Consider the following 14,772-nt stretch of genomic DNA (forward strand, 5'->3'; position numbering starts at 1 on the left):
CATGCTGAATTATGTTTGTAAACGCCTGCTGGGGCTTATCCCGACGCTGCTGATTGTGGCGGTGCTGGTGTTTTTGTTTGTCCATATGCTGCCGGGCGATCCGGCGCGCCTGGTTGCGGGGCCTGAAGCGGATGCCGCCGTCATTGAGCTGGTGCGAAAACAACTTGGGCTCGATCAACCTTTGTATATGCAGTTTCTCCATTATATCTGCAACGTTTTGCAGGGGGATTTTGGTACCTCGATGGTGTCGCGTCGTCCCGTATCAGAAGAGATTGCCAGCCGCTTTATGCCGACGTTCTGGTTAACGATAGACAGTATGAGCTGGGCGGTGCTGTTTGGGCTGGCGGCCGGAATTGTCGCGGCCGTCTGGCGCAACCGCTGGCCGGATAAGCTCGGTATGGCGCTGGCGGTGACCGGTATCTCTTTCCCGGCGTTCGCGCTGGGGATGCTGCTGATGCAGATCTTCTCCGTCGAACTGGGCTGGCTGCCGACGGTCGGCGCCGATACCTGGAAGCATTACATCCTGCCTTCCATGACGCTGGGGGCTGCCGTTGCGGCGGTGATGGCCCGCTTTACCCGCGCTTCGTTCGTTGACGTACTTAGCGAAGATTATATCCGCACCGCGCGGGCGAAGGGGGTTAGCGAGAAGTGGGTCGTTCTCAAGCACGGGTTCCGCAATGCGATGATCCCGGTGGTAACGATGATGGGGCTACAGTTTGGCTTCCTGTTGGGCGGCTCTATTGTGGTGGAAAAGGTCTTCAACTGGCCGGGGCTGGGGCGTCTGCTGGTCGATTCCGTCGAGATGCGCGACTACCCGGTGATTCAGGCGGAAGTCCTGCTTTTCTCGCTGGAGTTTATTCTTATCAACTTAGTGGTGGACGTGCTCTACGCCGCCATTAACCCGGCCATCAGGTATAAGTAAGATGCGATTGTTAAACTGGCGACGTCAGGCCGTTTTAAACGCTATGCCGGGGCTCAAACCGGAACATATCCGCACGCCGTGGTCCGAATTCTGGCGGCGCTTTCGCCGTCAGCCGGTTGCCATGACTGCGGGGTTATTTGTGCTACTGCTCATCATTCTGGCGATCGTTGCCCCGTGGATAGCGCCGTTTGATGCGGAAAATTATTTTGATTACGACCGGCTGAATGACGGTCCCTCCATGATGCACTGGTTTGGGGTGGATTCGCTGGGGCGCGATATTTTTAGTCGCGTGCTGGTAGGGGCGCAGATCTCGCTAGCCGCCGGAGTGTTCGCGGTGCTGATCGGCGCGGCCATTGGTACCGTGCTGGGTCTCGTTGCCGGGTATTACGAAGGCTGGTGGGACCGCATCATCATGCGTATCTGCGATGTGTTGTTTGCCTTCCCGGGTATTCTGCTGGCGATTGCGGTGGTGGCGATCATGGGCAGCGGCATGGCGAACGTGATCGTTGCGGTGGCAGTCTTTTCCATTCCGGCCTTTGCCCGTCTGGTGCGCGGCAACACGCTGGTGCTGAAACAGCAGACGTTTATCGAGTCGGCCCGCAGCATGGGGGCCAGCGACGCCACCATCCTGTTCAGCCATATTCTGCCGGGTACGGTGTCGTCCATCGTGGTCTATTTCACCATGCGTATTGGCGTGTCGATTATCTCGGCGGCCAGCCTGTCGTTTCTGGGATTAGGCGCGCAGCCTCCGACGCCGGAGTGGGGCGCAATGCTGAACGAGGCGAGGGCAGATATGGTGATTGCACCGCACGTGGCGATCTTCCCGAGCCTGGCGATTTTTCTGACCGTGCTGGCGTTTAACCTGCTGGGTGACGGGCTGCGCGACGCGCTGGATCCGAGGATTAAGGGGTAGTGCAGTGAAATGTGCCGGGCGGCGGCTACGCCTTACCCGGCATACAAAAGCGGAGTGGGGAGATTAAACCCGGCTACCCCACAGGTCATACTCGTCCGCGTTTTCAACTTTCACGCGAATAATATCACCCGGCTTAACGCTGGTTTCACCGTTGAGGTACACCGCTCCGTCGATTTCAGGGGCATCCGCCATGCTGCGGCCAATCGCGCCTTCTTCATCAACTTCGTCGATGATGACCATGATCTCGCGACCCACTTTTTCCTGAAGACGCTCGGCAGAGATCTGCTGCTGCAGCTGCATGAAGCGGTTCCAGCGCTCTTCTTTCACCTCTTCCGGCACCTGGTCCGCCAGCTCGTTGGCGGTTGCGCCTTCTACCGGGCTGTACTTGAAGCAGCCAACGCGGTCCAGACGCGCTTCTTTCAGGAAGTCGAGCAGCATCTGGAAGTCTTCTTCGGTTTCACCCGGGAAGCCGACGATAAAGGTGGAACGCAGGGTCAGTTCCGGGCAGATTTCACGCCACTGCTTGATGCGCGCCAGCTGGCGGTCAACGGAGCCAGGACGTTTCATCAGCTTCAGAATACGCGGGCTGGCGTGCTGCAGCGGGATGTCCAGGTACGGCAGAATCTTACCTTCCGCCATCAGCGGGATCACGTCGTCAACGTGCGGGTAAGGGTAGACGTAATGCAGACGCGTCCAGATACCCAGTTTAGACAGCTGCTCGCACAGGCCGACCATGCTGGTTTTCACCGGCTCGCCGTTGTGGAAACCGGAGCGGTGCTTAACGTCCACGCCGTAGGCCGAGGTATCCTGGGAGATGACCAGCAGCTCCTTCACGCCCGCGTCGGCCAGACGTTTCGCTTCCGCCAGCACTTCGCCAATTGGACGGCTCACCAGATCGCCACGCATGGACGGGATAATGCAGAAGGTGCAGCGGTGGTTGCAGCCTTCAGAAATTTTCAGGTACGCGTAGTGGCGTGGGGTCAGCTTCACACCCTGTTCTGGCACCAGGCTCAGGAACGGGTTGTGTTTTGGTTTTGGCACGTAGTGATGAACATGTTCCAGCACCTGCTCGTAGCTGTGCGGGCCGGTGATCTCCAGCACTTTCGGGTGCACTTCGCGGATCTGATCCTCTTTCGCGCCCAGGCAGCCGGTCACAATCACTTTGCCGTTTTCAGTCAGGGCTTCACCGATGGCTTCCAGCGACTCCTGAACCGCGCTGTCGATAAACCCGCAGGTGTTAACGATCACCATATCGGCGTTGTCGTAGCTTGGCACCACGTCATAGCCCTCGGTGCGCAGTTCGGTCAGGATACGTTCGGAATCCACCAGGTTTTTCGGGCAGCCCAGGGAGACAAAGCCGATTTTCGGCTGGTGCGTAACATTGCTCATAGGTTAAAAATTCATCAATTATGGAGTTATCAGGGCGGGATTTTACAGCGTATCGCGGGGGATTTATACACTCTTTGCAAGGTGGATGCGGTTGGCTGGTGTTGTAACATTGTAAATGATGTTAATCAGTTATGTTTTATTGATCTGAGGCATTAAATTGTACAAAAAATAACCTTACTCTGAATATGCAAAATGGCTGACAGAGGAGGAAAGAGAATGTCCGTTGACAGACTGAAACGCGATCTGCTGAACAAGCTGATCAACGCCCGAATCGACCTGGCCGCGTACCTGCAGTTGAGGAAGGCAAAAGGGTATATGTCAGTCAGCGAAAGCGAACATCTGCGTGATAATCTGTTTGAACTGTGTAATTTTATGCGTGAAAAAGCACCGACCCTGAAAGCGGAATACTGCGAAAGTGAGCTGATAGCGCTCCGTCGCGCCGCTGAGGTGCTCTCCATTGCAGGGGTGTGCCTGATGAACGGACGCCACGACTGCCCGAATTTTATCGCTGTTAACGCGGAGAAGCTTGAAAACTGCCTGACAACGCTCTCTCTTTGCATCATGTGTCTGAACGAGCACGACAAGCTCGAACAGTACTGAATCCGGGGGAGGCAACTCCCCCTTCTGATTAAGCTTTTGTAAAAGTGATAACGTGCCCGGGCGTTATGGCTAACCTTTAAGCCATATGCCGTTAAAGGAGCGCGTTATGCCTCGATCCTCGTTGATTTTCCTGCCTGCGTTGTTATTTTCATTTTCTCTTCTTGCTGCACCGGTCGCGGTCAACGTCGAGGTGTTACAAAACAGACTCGATCATCCCTGGTCTCTGGCGTTTCTGCCGGATAATAAAGGGCTGCTGGTGACCCTCAGGGGAGGTCAACTCAAACACTGGCAGGCCGGGAGCGGGCTTTCCGCTCCGATTGTCGGCGTGCCGAAGGTATGGGCAAACGGTCAGGGAGGATTGCTGGACGTGGCTCTCGCCCCGGATTTTGAAAAATCGCGCCGCATCTGGCTGAGCTTCGCCGAAGCAGGGAGTGACGGCAAAGCCGGAACTGCGGTGGGCTATGGCCGATTGAGCGACGATCTGACGCGCATTGAAGCCTTCCAGGTGGTGTTCCGCCAGATGCCGAAACTCTCTACCGGGAACCATTTTGGTGGACGACTGGTGTTCGATGGTAAAGGCTATCTCTTTATTGGGCTCGGTGAGAACAATCAGCGTCCGACGGCGCAGGATCTGGATAAACTGCAGGGCAAAGTGGTGCGCCTGACGGAGGACGGCAAAGTGCCTGCGGATAACCCGTTCGTGAACACCTCTGGCGCGCGGCCTGAAATCTGGTCCTATGGCATTCGTAACCCGCAGGGGATGGCGATGAATCCCTGGAGCGACACGCTGTGGCTTAACGAGCATGGTCCGCGCGGCGGAGATGAAATCAATATCCCGGAGAGAGGAAAAAACTACGGCTGGCCACTGGCAACGCACGGCATTAATTACAGCGGGTTGAAAATTCCGGAAGCCAAAGGTGAGCACGTTGAGGGAACCGAAAAACCGCTGTTTGTCTGGAAAGTTTCGCCCGCCGTGAGCGGTATGGCGTTCTACAACAGCGACGTCTTTCCACAGTGGAAAAACAAACTGTTTATCGGCGCACTGAAGGAAAAGGACGTTATTGTGCTGAGCGTGAGCGGCAATAAAGTGACTGAAGACGGGCGGATTTTGGGCGACCGGGAGCAGCGTATCCGTGATGTGAGGGTGGGACCGGATGGGTATCTGTATGTCCTGACCGATGAGACGGACGGGCAACTGCTGAGAGTCAGCCCGTCCGGAACGTAATCAGGTTACCGGGATCATCACAACGTTACGGTATGCCGGACGATCGCTAAGCTGCTTTAACCAGCGCTCGAGGTGAGGGCGCGGCGTCCACTTCAGGCCCATGTTGGTCAGGTTCCAGACGAACGGCGCGACGGCGATATCGCCTGTACCAAATGCGTCACCGGAGAACCATTTGTGCTTCGCCAGTTCGTCATCCATCATGGCAAACAGGTTTTCACAGGCATCCTGTGCGGCATGGATGGCGGGATAATCACGTTCGGCTTCTGGTGTTCTGATCAGTCCCATCAGGATCACGCGATGGGTTGGCGAAAGCGTCTGATTCGCCCAGTCCATCCACTTTTCACCCTGAGCACGACGAGCCGGATTTTCTACCCACAGGCGACCCTGGCCGTACTGAGCCGCAAGGTAACGCACAATCGTGTTGGACTCCCAAAGCGTCGCGTCTGTTTCATCATCGCGCAGCAGCGGCACCAGGCCGTTCGGGTTCATGGCCAGATAGTCGGCCTCTTTGTTCACACCAAACGATAACCCAGCCATGATTTGATTGAACGGTAAATCCAGCTCCTCCAGTGTCCAGAGCACTTTCTTAACGTTGGTCGAATTGTTCCTGCCCCACAGCGTAATCATATTTACTCCCGATGAGATGTGAATCCGAGTCAGCTTTTTGCCATGGTGAGATAAACCTAACAATTACGCAACAGAAGACAAAAAAATCGCCTTAATCAAAGCGTATCTGAATGTTATTGCATAAACTTTAATAACTTTACCCTCGTTGGGTTTCTTTAACGGTTTTAGTGCGCTATTACTCATCGCTTCTTGCGACACGGTGATGTGACGTAATTTTTGAATGGACACTCGGGTGGCATTTATGACGCGAAAAATGACTTCTCTGCGCAGCCTTGCGACAGGCTCTGCGCTCCTTTTCCTGTTTGCACCAACTCTTTACGCAGCTGAGCAGGCTGCGCCCGAAGCGCCGCCGGTGGACGCGCGCGCCTGGATCCTGATGGACTACTCCAGCGGTAAAGTGCTGGCGGAAGGCAATGCGGATGAGAAACTCGATCCAGCCAGTCTGACCAAAATAATGACCAGCTATGTGGTCGGCCAGGCGTTAAAAGCAGGCAAGATCAAGCTTGATGATATGGTCACCATCGGGAAGGACGCCTGGGCGACCGGCAACCCGGCGCTGAGGGGCTCATCAGTGATGTTCCTCAAACCAGGCGATCAGGTTTCCGTTTCTGATTTGAATAAAGGGGTGATTATCCAGTCCGGTAACGACGCCTGTATCGCGCTGGCGGATTATGTCGCCGGCAGTCAGGATTCATTTATCGGCCTGATGAATGGCTATGCGCAAAAGCTGGGCCTGACCAACACCACCTTTAAAACCGTTCACGGTCTTGATGCGCCGGGCCAGTTCAGCACCGCCCGTGATATGGCGCTGTTGGGTAAAGCGCTGATCCACGACGTGCCGGATGAATACGCTATCCATAAAGAGAAAGAGTTTACCTTCAATAAAATTCGTCAGCCGAACCGCAACCGCCTGCTGTGGAGCAGCAACGTCAACGTGGACGGGATGAAGACAGGTACCACTGCCGGGGCGGGATACAACCTGGTGGCCTCCGCAACCCAGGGCGACATGCGTTTGATCTCGGTGGTACTGGGGACCAAAACCGACCGTATCCGTTTTAACGAATCAGAAAAATTACTGACCTGGGGTTTCCGCTTCTTTGAAACGGTGACGCCGATTAAACCGGATGCCACCTTCGTCAACCAGCGCGTCTGGTTTGGTGACAAGAACGAAGTGAATCTGGGGGCCGGTGAGGCTGGTTCGGTGACCATTCCACGCGGTCAGCTTAAAAACCTGAAAGCCAGTTATACCCTGACTGAACCGCAGCTCACCGCGCCGCTGAAAAAAGGCCAGGTGGTGGGGACGATTGATTTCCAGCTTAACGGCAAGTCGATTGAACAGCGTCCGCTGATTGTGATGGAGGCGGTCGAAGAGGGCGGCTTCTTCAGCCGGATGTGGGATTTTGTATTAATGAAATTCCATAGCTGGTTTGGCAGCTGGTTTAGCTAAGTTTTTTGCCGGGTGGCGTTGCGCTTACCCGGCACAACCTCAATACATCAACTTCACCTGCTGCGCCTTCGCATGGGAGACTATCTCATCATCCGGACGGCAATCACTGACGATGGCATCGAACTGCGCCAGCTCTCCCATTCTCGCCGAGCGCACCTTGCCAAACTTGCTGTGGTCCACTACCAGGACATGATACTGCGCTGCGCTTAACGCCCAGTGTTTCACCGGTAATTCTTCCAGATTAAAGCAGGTCGCGCCCTGCCGGACATTGACGCCCGCAGCGGAGTAAAACGCGATATCCGGGCACAAATTGCTGAGCGTGTCCTGGAGATTAAGCGGTTTAAAAATGGCGTTGCTGGCGTGAAATTCACCGCCGCAGAGGATCACCCGACACTCGGGTTTCTCCTGAAGTGCCAGAAAGGTGTTCAGCGAATAACACACGGCAGTGAAAGGAATGCTGCTGTCGATGGCTTCGATTATCCACGGTGTAGTCGTGCCGCAGTCAAAAAACAGCGTCTGATGCGGCTGTACCAGCGAAGCCGCCAGCCGTGCGGCTTTACGTTTTTCTTCAACCAGGCGCGTTTTTTGATCGCTAATCAGGTAGTGGCTGGCACTGCGTGGCTCCAGCACAATATACCCACCCAGCAGCACGACGGGCGCGCTATCGCTGTTCAGGTCACGACGAATAGTCATCTCGGAGACGCCAAGCAGCGTGGCAGCCTCTTTCAGATGCAGCTTATCGCTGCGCTTCAGCGCCTGTAGCAGCTGAGCTATGCGGTCATCGCGTCGTGTTTCCATAGAACCTCGTCGTGGAAAAAGTGAACCCCCGCAGGGCGGGGGTTCAAGTGTAACCTGTTGAGCCAGGGTTAGTCACGCACCCAGCCTTTGCGGATCGGGATCGCAAAGAGGATACGATAGAGGTGGGAGATCCTGCGGTAGAGCGCCTCACCAAAGAGGCTCCACAGGATAGCTGCACTCACGCAACCCATCAGCCCCACCAGGAAACCGCCGACCATATCCAGCGGCCAGTGCACGCCCAGGTAAACACGCGACCAGGCAATAGCTGCCGCCACCACCATCAGCAGTGCACCAGACCACAGGCGATGCCAGAACAAGAATGCCAGTGCAAAGGTGAAAATCACCGTGCCGTGATCGCTCGGGAAGGAGTCATCAGGTGCATGATGCAGGAAGGTATAGCCAGCGTGGGCAACAAAAGGACGATCGTGCGGGAACAGATGCCCCAGTGCAAAACTCATCAGTACGCTTACCGCAAGGGCCATCGCGACTTTGATAACCAGCTGACGCTGCGCGACGACCTGATTGCGCGGGCCCCATAACCAGAGGATCACGGCCAGCACAGGAACGATACTGATCAGATCTTTGGCAAAAAAGGTGGCGATATCAATCATCCACTCCGGCGATGCCGGGGTAGCGTTAATCAGATAAAACAGCCCGTAGTTCAATTGCTCTAACATAATGTCGTTACTCTTTAGCAAACCGGGTGGAAACAAGGCCATAGACCACCACCTGGGAAAACCAAACCCACCACCCAGCCCACAGGTTGTGAGATAAGAAATGTGCGCCTCGCATCACCTGGCCATAACCCATCACCAGGCCTAACACCACGCCAAGTAAGACAAAGGACCATGCCAGACGTGGACGCTCGCGCCAGAAGGCAAAAAACAGGCCCATTACCATAAAGCCACTGGACGCGTGACCGCCGGGGAAACAACGCCCGGGACCACTGTCTGCAGGGACGGAACTGAACAGGGGATAAGAAATAGCCTTACCGCCATATTCCACCAGATCCCACGGGCAGCTGTGATGGCTTACGCTTTTCAGTACGCCAACCACCAGCGCGCCAAGTCCCATCAACAACGCAGCCGTAACCAGTCTTGCGTTACGCTTGTAAGCGCCGTAAAACAGCGCCACGGCACCTAAGGCGATGGCGATATACTTCGCCATGCGGTGGTTCAGCAGATCCAGCAGATGGTCTTTCTGCAGCGGGAAACTCTGTGTCGCCGCGTCGTACCAAAAGCCGGTCACCCATTTGTCGAGCGTTTCATCGCGGGATAACCACGTAAACAGCACGGCAAGGGCTATCAGGACCAGAAGCTGGTAACCATAAAAGCGGGCCGGTAAGCGGTAAAGTTGTTTTGTCTTATTTGTCTGTAAGTTAGATAATTCTGAACGGCTGGAAGTGAGTGCCATAATCTGGGGTCGTTGACGAATAATGGGGCTATCATAAATCTGTCAACTTAAGGAAACCTTAAACGAAGACGATATGTGCCTTATTTCTGTTTATCCTCGATAAATCACTATCTCGGGCTGGGGCATTTCATTACACTCGTCGCGATTTTGTCATTAAAAAGAGATTGCATGTTAAACCGTTCTTCTTCTGGAGCGCGTCTGGGTCGTCAGGCGTTGCTTTTTCCTCTGTGTCTGGTGCTCTACGAATTCTCTACCTATATCGGCAACGATATGATCCAGCCCGGTATGCTGGCCGTTGTGGAACAGTACAACGCGGGAATCGAGTGGGTGCCGACCTCCATGACCGCCTATCTGGCCGGCGGCATGTTTTTACAGTGGCTGTTAGGCCCGCTGTCGGATCGTATTGGCCGCCGTCCGGTGATGCTGACGGGCGTGGTGTGGTTTATCGTCACCTGTCTCGCCACGTTGCTGGCGCAAAATATTGAACAATTTACCCTGCTGCGTTTCCTGCAGGGGGTGAGCCTGTGCTTTATCGGCGCCGTGGGGTATGCCGCCATTCAGGAATCGTTTGAAGAGGCGGTGTGTATCAAAATTACCGCGCTAATGGCGAACGTGGCGCTGATCGCCCCGTTGCTCGGCCCGCTGGTGGGGGCCGCGTGGGTGCACGTTGCGCCATGGGAAGGGATGTTTGTGCTCTTTGCGGTTCTCGCCGCCATTTCATTCTTTGGCCTGCACCGTGCGATGCCGGAAACCGCTACCCGCATCGGCGAGAAACTTTCGCTCAAAGAGCTGGGCCGGGATTACAAAGAAGTCCTGAAGAATGGACGATTTGTCGCGGGTGCGCTGGCGACGGGGTTCGTCAGTCTGCCGCTGCTGGCGTGGATTGCGCAGTCTCCGGTCATTATCATCAGCGGTGAAAAGCTCAGCAGCTACGAGTATGGCCTGCTGCAGGTGCCGATTTTCGGCGCGTTGATAATAGGTAACCTGGTGCTGGCACGTCTGACGTCACGCCGCACCGTGCGTTCGCTGATTATTATGGGCGGCTGGCCGATTGCTGCGGGGCTGATTGTCGCGGCGGTCGCGACCGTGGTGTCATCACATGCGTATCTGTGGATGACCGCAGGGTTAAGCATTTATGCGTTCGGGATTGGTGTGGCGAATGCCGGGCTGGTACGCCTGACTCTGTTTGCCAGCGAGATGAGTAAAGGTACGGTGTCCGCGGCGATGGGGATGTTGCAGATGCTAATTTTTACCGTCGGTATCGAAGTGAGCAAGCATGCTTACGCGATGGGCGGCAACGGACTGTTCAGCCTGTTTAACCTCGCCAACGGCGTGCTATGGGTTGGACTGATGGTGGTGTTCCTGAAAGACAAACGCGTCGGAAACGCCCTGCAGCCTTAAGTCTAATTCCCTCTCCCTGTGGGAGAGGGTTAGGGTGAGGGCACCAGACAGCACGGTATTAATTAAACGGTGCCTCCCCGTTCAACACCTTCTCAATCACGTTTAAAACCCCTTCCTCGTTATTATGCGGCGCTTCAAAACGCGCCGCCGCTTTAATATGCGGTCCGGCATTCGCCATCGCAAAGCTGAACCCGGACTGGCGCAACATCTCCACGTCGTTGCCGCTGTCGCCGAAGGCCACCACTTCGCTATCGTCTATGCCCCAGCGTTTTTGCAGTATCCGCAGGCCGTTGGCTTTATGTACGCCTGGGATTATCAGGTCTATGCTGCCGTGCCCGGTCGTGACGGGCACCATGATGTCACTCAGTTTTTCATGCAGCAGCGCCTGAATCCGCGGAATTTCATCGTCAGACACGTTAAGCCCGAACTTGAAGAAAATATCGTTCAGGTTGTCAAAATCACTGACCATTTCGAGACGGTGATAGTACTTCGCCGCGATCTCCTTAAAGCCCTCGTCATAGCATTTCAGCGTATACGCGCTGCTTTTCCCGCAGGCAATAATCTCAATGCCCGGAACGTCGTTTAAGACACTCGCGACGGTCTCAAAATGGGTTTTCGACAGTTCACCGTTAAAGATATCTTCACCTTCGCTTACGACCCAGCCGCCATTTTCGGCGACAAATGCAATTTCATGCGCGATCTCCGGAAAAAAGGAGATCAGCTGATAGTACTGGTTGCCGCTGGCGACGGCGAAGCGAATTCCTTGCGCCTTCATGCGCGCATACTGGGCCAGAAAACGCGGGCGATTATAGGTCTTGGCATCGCTCAGAAAAGTACCATCCATGTCGACGGCGATCAGTTTAACGCTCATATCCCTTCTCCAGTGTCGTTTGATTCGTTTCCGGCTTTGCCACCGCGCGCGCCACCAGCGCCGCGATGATGACTAACCCTAACACCACCAGCATGGCGCTGCGCAGCCCGTAGTGCTCGCCGAGGAAACCGAGCAGCGGCGGCCCGACCAGGAAAGCGAGGTAGCCCGTGGTCGCTACCACGCTGACGCGCGTTGGGGCATCCGGGCCGGTATCGCTGGCGGCCGAAATGGTCAGCGGGAAGCCGAGTGATGCACCCAGCCCCCAGAGGATGACCGACACGCCGGCAATCCAGTCCACATCCACAAAGATGATCATCGCAATTCCCAGCCCTCCGAGCAGAGCACTGGCGCGAACCACCGCCACGCGGCTGTAGCGATCGATAAACCAGCCGCCGGTAAAGCGCCCTACGGTCATCCCCAGCGTAAACCCGGCGTAGATCAGCGAGCCGGAGGTCGGGCTAAAGCCGTGGCCGTCCACCATCAGCAGCGGCAGCCAGTCGTTGGCGGAACCTTCCGCGAAAGCCATCGCCAGCACCACCACGCCGATCAGCATCAGCTGAATATCGCGGTAGAAAGGCAGCCCTTTTTCCGCCGAATGTTGTTCATCCGAGGAGTTCTTACCAGTGCCGTCAGGGATTGCCCGGATGCCGGTCAAAATTGGAATGATACAAACCAGTGCTGCCAGCAGGATATGCAGATTCGCAGTGACGCCAAAGGCCGTCAGCGCCATCCCCACGCCCGCACCGGCCAGCGTGCCAAGGCTGTAAAAGCCATGCATCATCGGCAGCACGGTTTTGTTCATCTCGCGCTCGACCGCCGCCCCTTCAACGTTTATCGCCACTTCCGCCGAGCCGAAGCTGCCGCCAAATATTGTCAGCCCCAGGGCAAACAGAACCGGTGAGGCAAACCATAGCGCAACGCTCAGTACCCCCATCCCGAACACGGCAAAGCACATGGTGGTGCGGATCACCGCTCGTGTACCAAAGCGCTTCACCAGCCACGCCGAGCAAAGAATGCCGCTCATAGAGCCTATCGACAGACCGAACAGCACAATACCCATCTCGGCAGTAGAAACGGACAAAATATCGCGAATGGCGGGGGTACGCGTGGCCCAGGAGGCCATCAGCAGGCCGGGAATGAAGAAGAACATAAACAGCGCCCACAGGCGTAGCTGCAGAGTTCGACGAGGGGAGGCGAGAGTCATTGAGATTAGCACCGGAAGTACAACAATAGCGACAACACTAGCAAGTTTGTGTACATTTGTACACAAATCACGTGAGGAATTTATGACCAGACCACCGAACGATCCTCATCGCCGGGAGAAGATCCTGCAGGCGACGCTGGACACCATCGCTGAGCACGGTATTCATGCCGTCACGCACCGTAAAATCGCGACCTGTGCAGGTGTGCCGCTGGGGTCGATGACCTACTATTTCGACGGTATGGAGCCGCTGCTGGAGGAAGCTTTCACGTGGTTTACCCGGCAGATGTCGCAACAGTACCGGGATTTCTTCGCGGGTGTCACCGGGCCCGAAATGGCGTGTGAAGCCATTACCACGCTGATCCACAGTTCGCAGGTGACGACGCCGCACAACATGGCGCTGATGTATCAACTCTACGCCTTTATGCACCGCAGCGCGGCGCTCAAAACGGTGATGCAGGACTGGATGAAGATGAGCCAGACCACGCTTGAGCAGTGGTTTGACCCGGTCACCACTCGCGCGCTGGACGCGTTTATCGAAGGGATGACGCTGCACTATGTCACCGACCGGGCGCCGTTAACCCGGGAGGAGATCCGGGTGATGGTGGGCAGAATTGCGGGCGAGGGCGGCTGCTAGGTTGCGCCCGCGGTCATATTGACGGTAGTTCCCGTGATGGCGCTTGCCGCATCTGAGGCCAGAAACGTAATCGTGTCTGCTACCTGTGCCAGCGTGGGCAGGTGATGCGTCAGGGTACTTTGCGCGGCACCACCGAGAAACTGCTCGACCGTAATCCCCATCTCCTGCGCCTTAGCGGCGAAAATGGCACCGACATACGAACCTGCCTGCACCGCGTCGGCAATCGCGTGCGAACGCACGCACACGACGCGAATATTTTTAACGCCCAGTTCTGCGGCAAGCGCCCGGGTAAACGCCTCTGTTCCCGCGCAGCCAACGATATGCCCCAGGTGCCCGGAGATCGCCATATTCGCGGCGGGCGCGACGACGGTAATCAGGGTTCCGCCATGTTCGCCGCCCATGAGGGGTGAAACAGCTTTGGCGATGTTAAAGTACGCGGTCAGGAAGGGATCAAAACCCTGCCTGAATTCGCTAAGGGCTAATGCGTCAAGGCGTTTTCCCTGATCGTGCATAAAGCCCGTGGCGTTGACGACAATATCAATGTGGGCAAGCTCAGGAAGCTGCGCGAACTCATCCAGCGCATCGAAAATAAATGCGCTGGCAGACCCGCCTGCGTTGCGAATGCTGTTGGCAACGTGTTCCAGCCTGGTAGAGGTGCGTGCAGCGAGGTGCACTTCAGCCCCCTCGCGCGCCAGAGCATGTGCCACAGCGCTGCCGATGGCGCCACTGCCGCCGAAGATGACCGCGATTTTGTTTTTAAAGCCCATATCCGCATACCCTCACCAGACTTAACCCTCAAAAGTATGTGCCGGGTTTCGGCTGATGCAACTCAGCCGGTAGGTGGGGTATGCCGCATGCAAGCCTTACTGCGCCATTATCAATGGGTTACTTTTGTGAGATTTTTTTCCCGCTGGCATCAACGACGGCTTCGCCATCCTCTTTCGTAAATGCCCCTTTTTGCGCATCAGGCAGGATGTCGAGGACGACTTCAGAAGGACGACACAGGCGAGTGCCCAGCGGCGTCACGACGATCGGACGGTTAATCAGGATCGGGTATTGCAGCATGAAGTCGATCAGCTGCTCGTCGGCGAATTTATCTTCGGCCAGGCCGAGCTGTTCATAGGGCTCCACGTTTTTACGCAGCAGATCCCGAACAGAAATCCCCATATCGGCAATCAGAGTGGTCAACTTCTCACGGGACGGTGGGGTTTCCAGATAGAGGATAATCTCTGGCTCCGTGCCGCTGTTGCGGATCATCTCCAGCGTGTTGCGCGAGGTACCGCAGGCGGGGTTGTGGTAAATGGTGATGTGGGTCATATCAGTGGCTC

16 protein-coding genes are annotated in these 14,772 nt (G+C 55.9%); 7 read left to right on the forward strand and 9 right to left on the reverse strand.

Annotated elements, in window-relative coordinates; translation table 11 throughout:
• Position 1: 1 nt before the first annotated feature.
• Together gsiC and gsiD are read left to right on the forward strand one after the other, a co-directional pair.
• Complete coding sequence (gene gsiC, locus AAHF05_RS06760) at positions 2 to 922, forward strand: glutathione ABC transporter permease GsiC (protein WP_332613557.1); 921 nt, start codon at positions 2 to 4, stop codon at positions 920 to 922.
• 1 nt (position 923) lies between these two features.
• Positions 924 to 1,835, forward strand: a complete 912-nt coding sequence (gene gsiD / locus AAHF05_RS06765; protein ID WP_028019339.1) for a glutathione ABC transporter permease GsiD — start codon at positions 924 to 926, stop codon at positions 1,833 to 1,835.
• 63 nt (positions 1,836 to 1,898) lie between these two features.
• On the opposite strand, the gene rimO is transcribed toward gsiD, so the two are convergent.
• Positions 1,899 to 3,224, reverse strand: coding sequence for a 30S ribosomal protein S12 methylthiotransferase RimO (gene rimO / locus AAHF05_RS06770; RefSeq protein ID WP_028019338.1), 1,326 nt, complete (start codon positions 3,222 to 3,224; stop codon positions 1,899 to 1,901).
• Positions 3,225 to 3,440: 216 nt separating this feature from the next.
• Between rimO and bssR the strand changes: the two genes are divergently transcribed.
• Complete coding sequence (gene bssR, locus AAHF05_RS06775; protein ID WP_028019337.1) at positions 3,441 to 3,824, forward strand: biofilm formation regulator BssR; 384 nt, start codon at positions 3,441 to 3,443, stop codon at positions 3,822 to 3,824.
• Positions 3,825 to 3,930: 106 nt separating this feature from the next.
• Complete coding sequence (locus AAHF05_RS06780) at positions 3,931 to 5,049, forward strand: PQQ-dependent sugar dehydrogenase (protein WP_049005412.1); 1,119 nt, start codon at positions 3,931 to 3,933, stop codon at positions 5,047 to 5,049.
• Here the strand turns inward: AAHF05_RS06780 and AAHF05_RS06785 are convergent, their stop codons facing one another.
• Positions 5,050 to 5,676 (reverse strand): glutathione S-transferase family protein, encoded by a 627-nt coding sequence (locus AAHF05_RS06785; protein ID WP_028019335.1) that lies wholly within the window; start codon positions 5,674 to 5,676, stop codon positions 5,050 to 5,052.
• A 241-nt stretch (positions 5,677 to 5,917) separates the two neighbouring features.
• Here AAHF05_RS06785 and dacC point away from each other — a divergent pair, with 241 nt between their 5' ends.
• Positions 5,918 to 7,123: a serine-type D-Ala-D-Ala carboxypeptidase gene (gene dacC, locus AAHF05_RS06790; RefSeq protein ID WP_049005413.1), complete on the forward strand. Its 1,206-nt coding sequence runs from the start codon at positions 5,918 to 5,920 to the stop codon at positions 7,121 to 7,123.
• A 39-nt stretch (positions 7,124 to 7,162) separates the two neighbouring features.
• Here dacC and deoR read toward each other — a convergent pair whose 3' ends face one another.
• From deoR to AAHF05_RS06805, 3 genes are all read right to left on the reverse strand, one after another.
• The gene (gene deoR / locus AAHF05_RS06795) at positions 7,163 to 7,921 is read right to left on the reverse strand and encodes a DNA-binding transcriptional repressor DeoR (RefSeq protein ID WP_028019333.1); all 759 of its coding nucleotides are present in this window, start codon (positions 7,919 to 7,921) and stop codon (positions 7,163 to 7,165) included.
• Positions 7,922 to 7,989: 68 nt separating this feature from the next.
• Positions 7,990 to 8,598: an undecaprenyl-diphosphate phosphatase gene (gene ybjG, locus AAHF05_RS06800; protein WP_129323500.1), complete on the reverse strand. Its 609-nt coding sequence runs from the start codon at positions 8,596 to 8,598 to the stop codon at positions 7,990 to 7,992.
• A gap of 7 nt (positions 8,599 to 8,605) precedes the next feature.
• Positions 8,606 to 9,334 carry a phosphatase PAP2 family protein gene (locus tag AAHF05_RS06805; RefSeq protein ID WP_129323499.1) on the reverse strand — a complete coding sequence of 243 codons (729 nt, stop codon included), beginning with the start codon at positions 9,332 to 9,334 and terminating at the stop codon, positions 8,606 to 8,608.
• A gap of 168 nt (positions 9,335 to 9,502) precedes the next feature.
• Here AAHF05_RS06805 and AAHF05_RS06810 point away from each other — a divergent pair, with 168 nt between their 5' ends.
• Positions 9,503 to 10,735 (forward strand): MFS transporter, encoded by a 1,233-nt coding sequence (locus AAHF05_RS06810; RefSeq protein ID WP_049005415.1) that lies wholly within the window; start codon positions 9,503 to 9,505, stop codon positions 10,733 to 10,735.
• 58 nt (positions 10,736 to 10,793) lie between these two features.
• On the opposite strand, the gene AAHF05_RS06815 is transcribed toward AAHF05_RS06810, so the two are convergent.
• Together AAHF05_RS06815 and AAHF05_RS06820 are read right to left on the reverse strand one after the other, a co-directional pair.
• Entirely contained in the window at positions 10,794 to 11,606 is an 813-nt protein-coding gene (locus AAHF05_RS06815; RefSeq protein ID WP_049005416.1) for a Cof-type HAD-IIB family hydrolase, read from the reverse strand.
• Positions 11,596 to 12,810 carry an MFS transporter gene (locus AAHF05_RS06820; RefSeq protein ID WP_129323498.1) on the reverse strand — a complete coding sequence of 405 codons (1,215 nt, stop codon included), beginning with the start codon at positions 12,808 to 12,810 and terminating at the stop codon, positions 11,596 to 11,598. The genes AAHF05_RS06815 and AAHF05_RS06820 overlap by 11 nt, the downstream gene beginning before the upstream one ends.
• Positions 12,811 to 12,892: 82 nt before the next feature.
• Between AAHF05_RS06820 and AAHF05_RS06825 the strand changes: the two genes are divergently transcribed.
• Positions 12,893 to 13,444: a TetR/AcrR family transcriptional regulator gene (locus tag AAHF05_RS06825; RefSeq protein WP_129323497.1), complete on the forward strand. Its 552-nt coding sequence runs from the start codon at positions 12,893 to 12,895 to the stop codon at positions 13,442 to 13,444.
• Here the strand turns inward: AAHF05_RS06825 and AAHF05_RS06830 are convergent.
• Both AAHF05_RS06830 and arsC read right to left on the reverse strand, forming a co-directional pair.
• Complete coding sequence (locus AAHF05_RS06830; RefSeq protein WP_129323496.1) at positions 13,441 to 14,211, reverse strand: SDR family NAD(P)-dependent oxidoreductase; 771 nt, start codon at positions 14,209 to 14,211, stop codon at positions 13,441 to 13,443. The two genes, AAHF05_RS06825 and AAHF05_RS06830, sit on opposite strands and share 4 nt — an antisense overlap.
• Positions 14,212 to 14,329: 118 nt before the next feature.
• Positions 14,330 to 14,761: a glutaredoxin-dependent arsenate reductase gene (gene arsC / locus AAHF05_RS06835; protein WP_049005419.1), complete on the reverse strand. Its 432-nt coding sequence runs from the start codon at positions 14,759 to 14,761 to the stop codon at positions 14,330 to 14,332.
• Positions 14,762 to 14,772: the final 11 nt, after the last annotated feature.

Source organism: Enterobacter adelaidei, assembly GCF_041937165.1.
Lineage (GTDB): Bacteria > Pseudomonadota > Gammaproteobacteria > Enterobacterales > Enterobacteriaceae > Enterobacter > Enterobacter adelaidei.